General features: G+C 68.9%; 12 protein-coding genes. 2 read left to right on the top strand and 10 right to left on the bottom strand.

The window, feature by feature from the left end; translation table 11 throughout:
* Window positions 1-593 precede the first annotated feature (593 nt).
* The gene (locus tag ACIQLD_RS18155; RefSeq protein ID WP_402610267.1) at window positions 594-1,970 is read left to right on the top strand and encodes a CoA transferase; all 1,377 of its coding nucleotides are present in this window, start codon (window positions 594-596) and stop codon (window positions 1,968-1,970) included.
* Here the strand turns inward: ACIQLD_RS18155 and ACIQLD_RS18150 are convergent.
* From ACIQLD_RS18150 to ACIQLD_RS18135, 4 genes are read right to left on the bottom strand one after another with little or no spacing between them, the layout of a single operon-like run.
* On the bottom strand, window positions 1,955-2,749 hold the full coding sequence (locus tag ACIQLD_RS18150) for a DUF4184 family protein (protein WP_402610265.1): 795 nt from the start codon (window positions 2,747-2,749) through the stop codon (window positions 1,955-1,957). The genes ACIQLD_RS18155 and ACIQLD_RS18150 overlap by 16 nt on opposite strands.
* A 41-nt stretch (window positions 2,750-2,790) precedes the next feature.
* A complete protein-coding gene (gene tyrS / locus ACIQLD_RS18145) occupies window positions 2,791-4,092 on the bottom strand; it encodes a tyrosine--tRNA ligase (protein WP_402610263.1) in 1,302 nt (433 codons plus the stop codon).
* 28 nt (window positions 4,093-4,120) lie between these two features.
* Window positions 4,121-4,960 (bottom strand): hypothetical protein, encoded by an 840-nt coding sequence (locus ACIQLD_RS18140; protein WP_402610261.1) that lies wholly within the window; start codon window positions 4,958-4,960, stop codon window positions 4,121-4,123.
* Window positions 4,957-5,601 carry a SatD family protein gene (locus ACIQLD_RS18135; RefSeq protein WP_402610259.1) on the bottom strand — a complete coding sequence of 215 codons (645 nt, stop codon included), beginning with the start codon at window positions 5,599-5,601 and terminating at the stop codon, window positions 4,957-4,959. The genes ACIQLD_RS18140 and ACIQLD_RS18135 overlap by 4 nt, the downstream gene beginning before the upstream one ends.
* Window positions 5,602-5,661: 60 nt before the next feature.
* On the opposite strand from ACIQLD_RS18135, the gene ACIQLD_RS18130 reads away from it, so the two are divergent.
* Complete coding sequence (locus ACIQLD_RS18130; protein ID WP_402610257.1) at window positions 5,662-6,258, top strand: DUF1349 domain-containing protein; 597 nt, start codon at window positions 5,662-5,664, stop codon at window positions 6,256-6,258.
* Window positions 6,259-6,289: 31 nt separating this feature from the next.
* On the opposite strand, the gene argH is transcribed toward ACIQLD_RS18130, so the two are convergent.
* From argH to argC, 6 genes are read right to left on the bottom strand one after another with little or no spacing between them, the layout of a single operon-like run.
* The gene (gene argH, locus ACIQLD_RS18125) at window positions 6,290-7,720 is read right to left on the bottom strand and encodes an argininosuccinate lyase (protein ID WP_402610255.1); all 1,431 of its coding nucleotides are present in this window, start codon (window positions 7,718-7,720) and stop codon (window positions 6,290-6,292) included.
* Window positions 7,720-8,649, bottom strand: a complete 930-nt coding sequence (argF, locus tag ACIQLD_RS18120) for an ornithine carbamoyltransferase (RefSeq protein WP_402610253.1) — start codon at window positions 8,647-8,649, stop codon at window positions 7,720-7,722. The genes argH and argF overlap by 1 nt, the downstream gene beginning before the upstream one ends.
* Window positions 8,646-9,851, bottom strand: coding sequence for an acetylornithine transaminase (locus ACIQLD_RS18115; protein ID WP_402610251.1), 1,206 nt, complete (start codon window positions 9,849-9,851; stop codon window positions 8,646-8,648). The genes argF and ACIQLD_RS18115 overlap by 4 nt, the downstream gene beginning before the upstream one ends.
* Window positions 9,848-10,765 carry an acetylglutamate kinase gene (gene argB / locus ACIQLD_RS18110; protein ID WP_402610249.1) on the bottom strand — a complete coding sequence of 306 codons (918 nt, stop codon included), beginning with the start codon at window positions 10,763-10,765 and terminating at the stop codon, window positions 9,848-9,850. Before argB ends, ACIQLD_RS18115 begins: the two co-directional genes overlap by 4 nt.
* Window positions 10,762-11,919 (bottom strand): bifunctional glutamate N-acetyltransferase/amino-acid acetyltransferase ArgJ, encoded by a 1,158-nt coding sequence (gene argJ, locus ACIQLD_RS18105; RefSeq protein WP_402610247.1) that lies wholly within the window; start codon window positions 11,917-11,919, stop codon window positions 10,762-10,764. The genes argB and argJ overlap by 4 nt, the downstream gene beginning before the upstream one ends.
* Complete coding sequence (gene argC, locus ACIQLD_RS18100) at window positions 11,916-12,968, bottom strand: N-acetyl-gamma-glutamyl-phosphate reductase (protein ID WP_402610245.1); 1,053 nt, start codon at window positions 12,966-12,968, stop codon at window positions 11,916-11,918. The genes argJ and argC overlap by 4 nt, the downstream gene beginning before the upstream one ends.
* Window positions 12,969-13,035 lie beyond the last annotated feature (67 nt).

Here is a 13,035-nt window from a genome sequence, read left to right as displayed (position 1 = left end):
AAATGCATACGAACACCGGGAAAACGGTGAACGCAGCGAGTTTGATGCTGACCAAAGAGACAAATTCATTGCTGACTTCATCCATTGCCAACCCCACAAGGAGGTTGGTCTTTGATCCAAAGGAATTCTCACCCAGCCGAAGCTAGACGAGGATAATTTGGCATTTGACAAGTGCACGCTGTTGAGTTCTCAAGGATCGGATGCTCCCACGACGCAGCCATCACAGCCAGGCCCGAAGGGCAACTTCTCTATCTTACCCACCCTGTCCCGCTTGTCAAATCGGCGCGCCGTGCAGATCGAGGATCCGCAGCGCAGCTGATGACAGCCGCAGAAGAGGTGGATTCCCTATCCTAGACGCAAGCGCCTGATCTCTCAAGTGAGAGTGGATCGGGAGTGGTTCTCCGCTTGAGGGGGGTGAAGCTCTCGGCTCCTCCGCTTCCCTGTGGGGCGAACAAGTAATAAGTTACGTGGATCTCAGGGTTCTGGCAAATCGAGCCACACCGCCCGGGCGTGTCGCTCGTGCCCTCCCTCGCGTTTCCGCCGGGTCAGGGCTGGTTTCCGCTCCGCATGGACCTGGAGAGTACGATCGCGCCATGCCTGCATCCGCGGATCCCCGCCGCTCCGCTCCCCCGCATGGCGACGCTGCGGGACACCCCGACGCCGGTGTCGCGTTGCTCGATCGCGTGCGGCTCGAACTCGGAATCGCCGGCGGTGAGAGCGTCGCCCCTCCGCCCTCCGTCGTCCCCCTTCCCTCACGCCTGGCCACGGCCGAGCTCGCCTGGGCGAGCGTCAGCGCGGCGATGCTCGCGGCTGGTCGGTCGCCAGACACGCTGGATCCAGCGCGGATCGCCGTCGCCTACCGGAGCGACCGCGTGCTCATGATCGATGGCGCCGCGCCCTCGGTCTGGTCCCCGTATTCGGCGTTCTGGGAAACCGCCGACGGCTGGGTCCGGACGCATGGGAACTACCCGCATCATGCCGACGGCCTGCGTGCGGGGCTGCACCTGCGGGGGGACGCTGGTCCTGCGGCAGTCGGTGCAGCACTCGCGGCACGAACGACCGCGGCAGCCGTCGACGCGATCACATCGGCCGGCGGGCTGGCGGTTCCGGTCGCCATCGCGAACCCCGCCGTCGATCGGTCGCTGCGCGAGCGGCCGCTCGTCGAGATCAGCGGGATGGGCGAGGCATCCGACTCGCGCACCCGTCGAGCGCGGAACACGACGTCGTCACCCGGTTCCCTCCCTCTGCGCGGGATGCGCGTGCTCGATCTCACGCGAGTCATCGCAGGCCCGGTCTGCACACGGACTCTCGCCCTGCTCGGCGCCGACGTCCTGCGCCTCGACCCTCCGGATCTGCCCGAGCCGGAGTGGCAGCATCTCGACACCGGTCACGGCAAGCGATCTGCCCTGCTCGATGCACACCGCACCCCGCTGGACGAGTTGCTCGCCGACGCGGACGCGATCGTGCTCGGATACCGTCCAGCCGCTCTCGACAGGCTCGGGCTGCATCCGGAACTGCTCGCGCGCCGTCATCCGGGACTGATCGTCGCACAGCTCAGCGCCTGGGGTACGGAGAATCCAGACCGCGCCGGCTTCGACAGTCTCGTTCAGGCTGAATCCGGCATCTCGCTGATCGAGTCCGCAGGGAGCGGACGCCCGGGAGCGCTCCCGGCCCAGGCCCTCGATCACAGCGCCGGGTATCTCCTGGCCGCTGCCGTGACCACGCTGCTCAGGCGTCGCCCTCAGCAGGAGCGGTCGTGGATCGTGCGCACCTCACTCCGTCGCGTCGCCGCGGAGCTGCTCGGGATGCCCCGCCGTCGAGAACCCGCGGCCGAAGTCGATCTCGACGTCGGGCCTCACATCGCACGGTTCGATGTCGACGGAAGCGACCTCGTGACGGCGCGACCCGCCCTGGCGGGTCTCGAGTTCCGTCCGCCGCGCGCGTGGGGTGCGGATCAACCTGCCTGGTGACGGCGTCCGCGGACCGACAGCACGGCGCAGAGGACGAACGTGATCGCGCCCCAGAGCGCACACGCCGGAGGGAGAACACCGTACGCGAGGTGCTGAACCGTGAACTCCGCATCGAGCGGGCCGAAGACGACGAGGCCGCCGACCCATGCGCCGAGCAGGATCACGGGGAGTGAGACCCACCACGCCACGCGCAGCCACGTCGGTACCGACTGTGCGACGGCGCGGCGCGGGCTCTGCCGACGAAGCCACAGCAGTGCCCAGATAGCGATGATCGCGAGGCCGACCAGACTCGACCCGTGCTGAAGCCACTTGAACCCGGGGAGCGGACCCCACATCTCATCGAGTACGGGGAGCAGGCCGACACCCCATCGCCCCTCGTGCGTGAAGAGGTCCCACACGATGTGCGAGAGCACCCCGATCACGAACGACGCCGCGAGAAGGAACGGATACGTGCGCTTGCGACCCACACCGACCGCCGCCCCTGCAGCAGTGGCGCCGCGGTCGGTCCAGTCCTCGGGCAGACGCCGCGCCAACCACAGCGGGCCCAGTTCGGGAACGGCCGGGCGCAGCACGACCCGCCAGATCAGGAACAGGGCGAACGCGAGCAGTGCGGTCCACAGGACGTTGCCGAACGTGTGTGTGACGGAGTAGTTCAGTCCGACGCCCCGCAGGAACAGCGGCAGGTCGGGCGTCATCGCACCGATCGCGATCGCCGCCGGCACGAGCGGCGTGCGGATGAACGGCAACGCGACCAGTGCATGGCTGGCGGTGAACGGCATCCGACCCTGCTACCCGAAGAGCTCTGCTGTCAGCCGGGGACTCAGCCGAGGAAGACGCCGGCGAGGGTCTTCTTGCCGCGGCGGAGCACCGAGACTCCTCCGGGAAGGGATCCCTGCACCGTGACCGTCTCGTCTTCGACCCGTTCGCCGTCGAGGGTGACGCCGCCCTGTGTGATAGCGCGCCTCGCCTCGGACAGGCTCGCGACGAGGCCGGTCGAGACCAGGACCTCGACCACCGGCGCGCCGACGGCTACCGTCGCGTTCGGAAGCTCTTCCAGCGCGGTGCGGAGCGTGTCGGCATCGAGAGCGGTCAGGTCGCCCTGGCCGAAGAGCGCCTCGGACGCCGCGATCACGGCTTCCGTCGCCTGAACACCGTGCACGGTCGCGACCACTTCGAGCGCCAGCCGCTTCTGCGCGGCTCGGCGGAATGGCTCGGTCGCCACGAGCTCGGCGTACTCGTCGATCTCGGCCCTGCTGAGGAAGGTGAAGACCTTCAGCCGGTCGATGACGTCGGCGTCGGTCGTGCTCAGCCAGAACTGGTACATCCGGTAGGGGCTGCACATGTCGGCATCGAGCCAGATGGCATTGCCCTCGCTCTTGCCGAACTTCGTGCCGTCGCTGTTCGTGATGAGTGGCGTGCCGATGGCATGCACCGACGCTCCCTCGGCACGACGGATGAGGTCGGTGCCACTGGTGAGATTTCCCCACTGGTCCGAGCCGCCCGTCTGCAGCACGCAGTCGTACTGCCGGTACAGTTCGAGGAAGTCCATGCCCTGCAGGATCTGGTAGCTGAACTCGGTGTAACTGATGCCCTCGTCGGAGTTCAGTCGCGCGGCGACCGCATCCTTCTTGAGCATCGTGCCGACGCGGAAGTACTTGCCGATCTCGCGCAGGAAGTCGATCGCGCTCAGGGGCGCCGTCCAGTCGAGGTTGTTCACGATGCGGGCGGCGTTGTCTCCCTCGAAGCTGAGGTAGCGCTCGACCTGCGTGCGCAGGCGACCGACCCAGTCCTCGACCGTCTCCCGGGTGTTCAGCGTGCGCTCGGCCGTGGGGCGCGGGTCTCCGATGAGTCCGGTCGAGCCGCCGACGAGGCCGAGTGGCTTGTGGCCGGCGAGCTGGATGCGACGCAGGGTCAGCAGCTGCACGAGGTTGCCCAGGTGCAGGCTCGCCGCCGTCGGATCGAACCCGCAGTAGTACGTGATGGGGTCTCCCGCGAGCAGGGCGCGCAGCGCCTCCTGGTCGGTGGACACATGGACCAGGCCACGCCACACGAGTTCGTCCCACACGTTCTCGAACGTGGGATCGATCGCCTGGGGTGCGGTCGTCAGAGCGGGAGTTGACACGCGTTCCAGGCTATCAGCGCCGTGCGACTCAGCTGTGCGCGGCCCACCACACGAGGAAGGCCGCGCCGAGCGCGATCACCCAGCTCACCAGGCTGCCGACGAGGAAGTACTCGGCGCGAGCGCCGGTCTCGCCGTCGCGCGAGATCTCGGGGAATCGGACGATGCCCTTCGCTGCGAGCATCGCCGCCAGGATCGGATACGCCGCAGCGAGCGTGAGGATCAGGACGAGGATGCGCTCGAGCGGTCCGATCAGTCGTCCCCCCTTGAATCCGCCGCGCGGATCGCGGGGCTCGGTCGCAGGCGCGGTCATCGACGCCGCAACCGCATCTTCCTCAGCGGCGACGTCGGAGACCCCATCGACTTCCTCAGCGGCCACTGGGACCTCGGCGACCGCGACCGCCCGCGTCGACGCCCTCGCAGCCGGGTCGGCCGGAAGCCAGGTGTGCTCTCCGTCGAGCGCCGCACGCACAACGAGATTCGAAGACTCGAGGAGGAAGACCCCGGCCCCGAATGCCAGCAGCGCAAGGTCGAAGGTGACCTCTCCGAACGGCGAGCGGAGTTGCCAGATCGCGCCGATCAGACCGGCGTCTGCGCGGGCACCGAGCCCGACGACGGCGCCGACGCTCACGACGGCGAGCAGCACAGCGGGCCAGAAACCCAGCGGGGCGGGACGTTCGGTGGGCATGCACCATACCCAGAGGGCGCCGACCACGATCGCGAGCGCCATGGGAAGGAGCGCGTCGCTGACGCTGCCGAGCAGGAGCAGGATGACGGCCACGGAGAGATACCCGACCCAGCGGCGCGGTGCGAACTGACGCACCAGGTCGGCGGCGCCGACTGCCAGCAGGATGAATCCGGCGACGATCATGCGCGCTCCCCCCTGAGCGCGCAGACTCCCTCGATGAGCGCGGCCGTACCCGCGGTGCGCAGCGACTTCGAGACACTGGGCTGCGTGATTCCCTCTTCGTTCGCGAGCTCCTGCTGCGACCGACCGAGCAGACGGCCGTAGGTGAGTCGCCGTTCCCTCTCGCTCATCGCGCCGACCAGCTCGTCACGGACGAGGAGGTAGGCGTTCGATGCGGCGATCATGCTCTCCATGACCTCATCCTGCCCGGGGGCTCCGACAATCCAGGATCTCGTGCGCGGCACGGCGCGACCCTCACGGGCGTGCACCGTCTCGATCGCCGCCCTGGCCGCATACCAGCCCGGTCCGTCGGCGAGCTCGCGATGAACGGACTCGACCGGACGCACCTCCCCCACGCCGATCCCGAAGCGGAAGGCGATGCCGTCGGGCAATCGCAGCTGGATCATCAGCAGCGACACCAGCGCGTCGCTCAGATCGCGGTAGACACCCTGCTGCTCGTCTCCTACGGTGGGCGTGAGCGGCTGCGTCGCCAGCGGGAGGTCGACCTCCACCGCGGCTATGGTGTCGTCGAGGATGCGTTGCGCGGCGGTGCGATCGTCGAGCCGGCGAGAGCCCACGATGTCGGCGAGTACCGCGATGACCATGGCATAACCATAACACGAATAATTCTCGACTTATGCGTTATTGGGCTATATCTTGAGAACATGCCTGAATCGCACATCATCCCCTGGTCTCAGGGAACCTGGACCAACGCCCCCGCCTCCCCGTCCGCTCTCCCCGACGGTTCGGCTCCGCTCGACATCACCGCCGTGGAAGGCAGCGATGCCTGGCGGCACACCGCCTACGGCTTCGTGCACGATAACGAGCACGCTCTCCTCGCCCCGCTCGCGGTGGGCGAGGCCATGGAGGTCGCTTTCCGAGCCCCGTGGGACGGGCAGTTCGACCAGGCGGGCGTGTTCGTGCGCATCGACGACGAGCACTGGGTCAAGACCGGCCTGGAATACGCCGACGATCACCTCGGGCTCGGCGCCGTGGTCACCGCGGGGAGCTCCGACTGGTCGGTCGGCCACGTCGACGAATGGCTCGAGAGCGAGATCACGGTGCGTGTCAGCCGCTGGGCGGACTCCGTGATCGTGCGTGCCCGCGCCGACGACGGACCATGGCGCCTGGTGCGGGTCGCGCCGTTCGACGGGCAGTCCGCAGCCGCAGCCGGCCCCTTCCTCGCAGCGCCGACCCGTGCCGGACTCACCGTCCGCTTCACCCGCTGGGAGCGGTCGGCGGCCGACGCCGAGCTGCACTGAACCGCCGCGGACCGGCCGCCGACGCCTTCGACTAGAGACCGAGGGCGTGGGCGGCGGCCTGCGCGCGCGAGACCAACTCGGCGCGCTGCTCCGCGACCCGGGCCGGTGCGGTCCCCCCGGCGCCGGTCCGAGATGCGACCGACCCCTCGATCGTGAGGACTTCGCGCACCTCGGGAACGAGATGCGGCGACACCGACAGCAGCAGCTCGTCGGAGGCGTCCTCCAGGCCGATCCCCTGCTCCTCACAGGCGCGCACGAGCGCACCCGAGATCTCATGCGCATCGCGGAAGGGCACCCGGCGCTTCACGAGCCACTCCGCCACATCCGTCGCGAGCGAGAAGCCCTGCGGAGCCAGCGCCGCCATCCGCTCGGTGTCGAAGCGCAGCGTCGCGATCATGCCCGCGAACGCCGGGAGCACCACCTCGAGCGTCTGGACCGAGTCGAAGACCGGCTCCTTGTCCTCCTGCAGATCGCGGTTGTACGCGAGCGGAAGGCCCTTGAGCGTGGCCAGCAGACCGGAGAGGTTGCCGATGAGGCGACCGGACTTGCCGCGGGCGAGCTCGGCGATGTCGGGATTCTTCTTCTGCGGCATGATGCTCGACCCCGTCGAGTAGCCGTCGTCGAGCGTGACGAAGCCGAACTCGCGAGTGTTCCAGAGGATGATCTCCTCGGAAAGGCGCGAGATGTCGACACCGGTCATCGCCGTGATGAACGCGAACTCCGCCACCACGTCGCGGGCCGCGGTGCCGTCGAGCGAGTTCTCGGCCGGGCGGTCCAGGCCCAGCTCCGTCGCCACGAGTGCAGGATCCAGCCCGAGAGTGGAACCGGCCAGCGCTCCCCCGCCGTACGGCGAGACGCCGGCGCGACGCCGCCAGTCCACGAGTCGTTCGAGTTCGCGCACCAAGGGCCAGCCGTGAGCCTGCAGGTGATGAGCGAGCAGCACCGGCTGTGCATGCTGCAGGTGCGTGCGCCCGGGGAGGATCGCGGCGGGATGCGCCTCGGCCTGGGCCACCAGCGCGTCGATCACGCGCAGGATGTCACGGGCGATCACCCGTGCATGATCGATCAGGTACATGCGCACGAGCGTGGCGATCTGGTCGTTGCGGCTGCGACCTGCGCGCAGGCGCCCGCCCAGCTCCGGCCCGAGCTCGGCGATCAGTGCCTGCTCGAGCGCGCCGTGCACGTCCTCATCGGTCGGCACCGGGCGCAGGGTGCCGTCGGCGACCTTGCGGGCCACGGCATCCAGTCCCTCGTGCATCCGCTGCGCCTCGTCGGGCTCGAGATACCCTGCCGCGGCCAACGCGGTCGCATGCGCATGCGAGCCGGCGATGTCGTAGGGAGCGAGGATCCAGTCGAAGTGCGTCGAACGGCTCAGCTCCACCAGCTCCGGTGACGGGCCGGTGGCGAAACGGGCACCCCAGAGCGCACCCTCGTTGGTGCCTTCGTGCGTCGATTCGCCCATCACGCGTCCTTCTTGCCGAGGAGCCAGACCAGGAGGGCCTTCTGTGCATGCAGACGGTTCTCGGCCTCGTCCCACACCACGCTCTGCGGACCGTCGATCACGCTGGAGTCGACCTCATAGCCGCGGTCGGCGGGGAGACAGTGGATGAAGATCGCCTCGGGGTCGGCGAGGGTCATCGTCTCGGGCGTGACCTTGTAGCCGCCGAGGTCGCGGATGCGTGCGAGCTTCTCCTCCTCCTTGCCCATCGAGACCCACGTGTCGGTCACCACGACGTCGGCACCGGCAGCGGCCTCGACCGGATCGGTGTAGAGGGTGATCGAACCGCCGGTCTCAGAAGCACGGCGATCGGCGGCCTCGATGACATCGGCGCGCGGCGCGTAGTCCTCCGGCGAGGCGATGCGCACGTGCATGCCGGCGGTGACGCCCGCGAGTGCGTAGGAGTGCGCCATGTTGCTCTCGCCGTCGCCGAGGAAGGTGAGCGTGAGCCCCTTGAGCTCGCCCTTGTGCTCGCGGATCGTGAGCAGATCGGCGAGCAGCTGGCACGGGTGGAAGTCGTCGGACAGCGCGTTGATGACCGGCACGCGGGTGCCCGCGGCCATCTCTTCGAGCCCGGACTGCGCGTACGTGCGCCACACGATGGCCGCTACCTGGCGCTCGAGGACGCGCGCGGTGTCAGAAGGCGTCTCCTTGCCGCCGAGCTGGCTGCTCGCGGTCGAGATGATCAACGGAGAGCCACCGAGGTCGGCGATACCCACCGCGAACGAGACCCGGGTGCGTGTGGAGGACTTGTCGAAGATGACGGCGACCGTCTGCGGGCCGGCCAGGCTCTTGTCGGCCCAGCGGTCCTTCTTCAGCTCGATGGCGAGATCGAGGATCTCCGCCTGCTCGGCGGGCGTCAGGTCGTCGTCACGCAACAGGTGGCGGGTCATGCGGATACCTTTCCGGCAACAGAGGCCTGGACGTCGGCGAGGGCCGCCGTGAACAGCTCACGGAACTCGGCGAGTTCGGTGTCGCCGATGGTGAGCGCCGGCGCGATGCGCACGGTCTCGGGGTTGGCGGCGTTCACGATGAGACCGCGCTCCTGCGCGGCCGCGACCACGTGACCGGCGACGGGCGCGGTGAGCGCGACGCCCACGAGCAGACCACGTCCGCGCACACCCTCGATCAGCGGCGAGTCGATGGCGAGCAGGATCTCGCGCAGCTGCGCTCCGCGGCGGGCCGCGTTCTCGACCAGGCCGGCGCTTTCGATCTCGGCGAGCACCGCATCAGCGACAGCGGTCGCGAGCGGGTTGCCGCCGAACGTCGAGCCATGTGACCCCGGAGTGAAGAGCGAGCTGGCACGGCCGTACGTGACGAGGGCGCCGATCGGGAAGCCGCCGCCGATGCCTTTCGCGAGCGTGATCGCGTCGGGCGTGATGCCCTCATGGCTGAATCCGAACCACTCGCCGGTCCGACCGGCACCGGTCTGGATCTCGTCGACGATCAGGAGAGCACCGTGCGCGAGGGTCAGCGAGCGGGCGGCGGCGAGGTAGCCGTCCGGCAGCTCGACGACTCCGGCTTCGCCCTGGATCGGCTCGACGATGATGGCGGCGACGCGCTCGTCCATCGCCGCCTCCAGGGCCTCGATCGTGGCCGGGATGTGCTCGACGCCTGCGGGCATCGGCTCGAACGGCGCACGCATCGACTCCTTCGCGGTGAGCGCGAGCGAACCCATGGTGCGGCCGTGGAAGCCGTTCTCGAGCGCGAGGATGCGCGGCCGTTCGGTGCCGCCGTGCAGGCGGGCGAGCTTGAACGCGGCCTCGTTGGCCTCGGCGCCGGAGTTCGAGAAGAACACGCGCCCGTCGATGCCGGCGCCCGCGAGGCGCTTGAGCCGCGCGGCGAGGGCGAGCTGGGGCGGCGTCGCGAAGTAGTTCGACACGTGGGCGAGCGTGGCCGCCTGCGTCGAGACCGCGTCCACGAAAGCCGGGTGCGCGTGCCCGAGGGAGGTCACTGCGATACCGGCGAGGAAGTCGAGGTGGCGTCGGCCTTCGGCGTCCCACAGGTACGAGCCCTCACCGCGGACCAGCAGCGCGAGCCGCTCCCCCGCATTGAGCACGAGATCACGTGCCGCATCGTCCTGCCAGACGGTCATCCCGTCACCTCCGACTTTCCCAGGACCACTTCGGTCCCGATTCCCTTGCTGGTGAACAGTTCGACGAGCACCGAATGCGGCACCCGACCGTCGATGATCGCGGCCGCGTCGACGCCGCCCTCGACCGCGTCGAGGCACGCACGCATCTTCGGGATCATCCCCGACTCGAGCTTCGGCAGCATCTGGATCAGGTCATCCGACGTCAGGTGCGAGACGAGCGAGTCGCGGTTGGGCCAGTCGGCGTAGAGCCCGGGCACATCCGTGAGGACCACGAGCTTGCGCGCACGCAACGACACCGCCAGAGCCGCGGCCGCCGCATCCGCGTTGACGTTGAGCGACTGACCGGGGTGGTCGAGGTCCGGTGCGATGCTCGACACCACCGGGATGCGCCCGGCGGAGAGATGATCGAGCACGGGGGTCGGATCGACTTCGACGACATCGCCGACGCGACCGAGGTCGACCTCTTCGCCGTCGATCACGACGCCGCGACGACGCCCGCCGAAGAGGCCGGCGTCCTCCCCGCTGAGACCGGTCGCGATCGGACCGTGCGAATTGATCTTCGACACGAGCTGAGGGTTCACCTGACCGGTGAGCACCATGCGCACGACGCTGATCGCCTCGGTGTTGGTGACGCGGTAACCGCCCTTGAACTCACTGGGGATCTCGAGGCGCTGCAGCATGTTCGAGATCTGCGGCCCGCCGCCGTGCACGACGACCGGCAGCACCCCGACGTAGCGGAGGTAGGCGATGTCCTGCGCGAAGGCGTCCTGCAACTCCTCCGACACCATCGCGTTCCCGCCGTACTTGATGACGACGATCTGGTCGCGGAACTTCTTCAGCCACGGCAGCGACTCGATGAGCGTGGTGGCCTTCTGCGCGGCGACTTCGGCCGGGGTGTCCTGGATGTCGGTCATGAGGCGTAGGCGCTGTTCTCGTGCACGTAGTCGTGGGTGAGGTCGTTGGTCAGCACGGTGGCCGTCGCCTCTCCGACCTTGAGGTCGATGACGAGGTGCGTGGCGCGCGGCGTGAGGTCGACCTCTTCTCGGGGCCGGTCGGGGCCCCCGCCGGTGCAGACCCGGACCCCGTTCATCCAGACGTCGACGTCGTACGGGTCGAACTGCGCGCTCGTGGTCCCGATAGCGGCGAGCACTCGCCCCCAGTTCGGGTCGTTGCCGAAGATGGCCGCCTTGAAGAGGTTGTTGCGGGCGACCGACCGGCCGACCTCGACGGCGTCCTGCTCGGACACCGCGTGCTGCACCTCGATCGTGATGTCGTGACTCGCACCCTCGGCATCGCCCTGCAGCTTGACCGCGAGCTCCTGGCACAGCTCGATGAGCGCGGTGGCGAAGTCGTCGAGGTCGGGCACGACCTCGGAGGCGCCGTTGGCGAGGAAGGTGACCTGATCGTTCGTCGACATGCAGCCGTCGGAGTCGAGCCGATCGAAGGTCTGCCCCGTCGCGCGGCGCAGCACCTCATCGGCCTGGAGCGGCTCGAGGACGGCGTCGGTGGTGATCACGACCAGCATCGTGGCGAGACCCGGCGCGAGCATTCCTGCTCCCTTCGCCATCCCACCGATCGTCCAGCCGTCGCGGCTGACCACGGCGGTCTTCGCAACGGTGTCGGTGGTCATGATGGCGTGCGCCGCGCTCTCGCCGCCATCAGCGCTGAGCTCGGCGATCGCCTGCTCCGTGCCGGCGAGCACACACGCGCGGAACGTCTCGTCTCCTGTGCCGATGAGACCGGTGGAGCAGATCAGCACGTCGCCGGCGCTGACGCCGAGGAGCTCGGCCGCCTTCTCGGCCGTCTGATGCGTCGTCTGGAATCCGAAAGCGCCGGTGAAGCAGTTCGCCCCGCCGGAGTTGAGCACGACGGCCTCGACCACCCGGTCGGCGACGGCCTGCTGCGACCAGATGATCGGGTTGGCCTTGGCGCGGTTGCTCGTGAAGACGGCGGCGCCGACCTTGCGCGGTCCGCGGTTGACGACGACGGCGACATCGGGCTTGCCGGTGGACTTGAGTCCTGCGGCCACACCGGCCGCCTCGAAACCTGCGGGGGCGGTGACGCTCACGGCGCGACTCCGTTCACTGAGAGGGCGCGGGCCTCGGGAAGCCCCAGCGCGATGTTCATGGATTGGATGGCTGCTCCCGCGGTGCCCTTGACGAGGTTGTCGACCGCGGTGACCACGGTCACCCGGTTCGCGGCGCGATCGATAGCGAGCCCGATCAGCGCGGTGTTGGCGCCGAGCACGTCGGCCGTGCGCGGGAAGCGTCCCTCCGGGAGCAGTTGCACGAAGGTCTCGTCGCCGTAGGCGCTCTGCCAAGCGTCGCGGATCTGCGCATCGGTCACGCCGTCGGCGATCCGTGCGGTCGACGTGGCGAGGATTCCGCGCGACATGGGCACCAGCACCGGAGTGAAGGAGATACGGATGCCGTCGGCGTCGATACCCGATGCCGCGGCGAGCGCCTGACGGATCTCCGGGATGTGCCGGTGGGTTCCCCCGACCGCGTACGGGTTCGCGGTGCCGAGGATCTCGCTGCCGAGGAGGTTCGTCTTGAGGCTCTTCCCCGCGCCGGACGGACCGACCGCCAGCACCGAGACGATGTCCGAGGGGTCGATCACGCCGGCGGCGACGCCCGGCGCGAGGCTGAGGCTCACGGTCGAGGCGTTGCAGCCGGGGGCCGCGATGCGCGTCGCGCCGCGGAGGTGCTCGCGCTGCTTGACCCCGTCGACCAGGAGCTCGGGAACCCCGTACGCCCACGGCTCGTGGAAGGCGCCACCGTAGAACGCCTCCCACGCCGCGGCCGAGGTGAGACGGTGGTCGGCCCCGGCATCGATCACGAGCGGTGCGTCGCCCAGCGCATCGGTGTACTGCCCCGACTGCCCGTGCGGGAGTGCGAGGAACACGATGTCGTGGCCGGAGAGGATCTCGGGCGTGGTGTCCTGCAGGGTGAGGTGAGACAGCGAACGCAGATGCGGTTGGTGATCCACCAGCAACTGCCCGGCGTTCGAGTGCGCCGTGACGGTGCGGATCTCCATGTCGGGATGATCAGCCAGGAGGCGGAGGATCTCGCCGCCTGCGTAGCCGGATGCGCCGGAGACGGCGACGGAATACGTCATGCTTCTACCTTAACGGTCGGGCCCTCGAGGAAATCGGGACCGGGGACGGGGCCGGAGGCGGCGACAC

Origin of the sequence: Microbacterium sp. NPDC091662, from assembly GCF_044756705.1 — a bacterium.
In the GTDB taxonomy this organism is placed as follows: Bacteria; Actinomycetota; Actinomycetes; order Actinomycetales; family Microbacteriaceae; genus Microbacterium.
This window is presented reverse-complemented; position numbering and strand designations above follow the sequence as displayed.

Excerpts from the sequence above, each read along its gene's own strand:
- ACIQLD_RS18135 (WP_402610259.1), bottom strand. The coding sequence starts at position 5,601 with ATGGTCATCGCGGTACTCGCCGACATCGTGGGCTCTCGCCGGCTCGAC.
- argB (WP_402610249.1), bottom strand. The coding sequence starts at position 10,765 with ATGACCGACATCCAGGACACCCCGGCCGAAGTCGCCGCGCAGAAGGCC.
- ACIQLD_RS18150 (WP_402610265.1), bottom strand. The coding sequence starts at position 2,749 with ATGCCGTTCACCGCCAGCCATGCACTGGTCGCGTTGCCGTTCATCCGC.
- ACIQLD_RS18130 (WP_402610257.1), top strand. The coding sequence starts at position 5,662 with ATGCCTGAATCGCACATCATCCCCTGGTCTCAGGGAACCTGGACCAAC.
- ACIQLD_RS18140 (WP_402610261.1), bottom strand. The coding sequence starts at position 4,960 with ATGATCGTCGCCGGATTCATCCTGCTGGCAGTCGGCGCCGCCGACCTG.
- argC (WP_402610245.1), bottom strand. The coding sequence starts at position 12,968 with ATGACGTATTCCGTCGCCGTCTCCGGCGCATCCGGCTACGCAGGCGGC.
- argF (WP_402610253.1), bottom strand. The coding sequence starts at position 8,649 with ATGACCCGCCACCTGTTGCGTGACGACGACCTGACGCCCGCCGAGCAG.
- ACIQLD_RS18115 (WP_402610251.1), bottom strand. The coding sequence starts at position 9,851 with ATGACCGTCTGGCAGGACGATGCGGCACGTGATCTCGTGCTCAATGCG.
- argH (WP_402610255.1), bottom strand. The coding sequence starts at position 7,720 with ATGGGCGAATCGACGCACGAAGGCACCAACGAGGGTGCGCTCTGGGGT.
- ACIQLD_RS18155 (WP_402610267.1), top strand. The coding sequence starts at position 594 with ATGCCTGCATCCGCGGATCCCCGCCGCTCCGCTCCCCCGCATGGCGAC.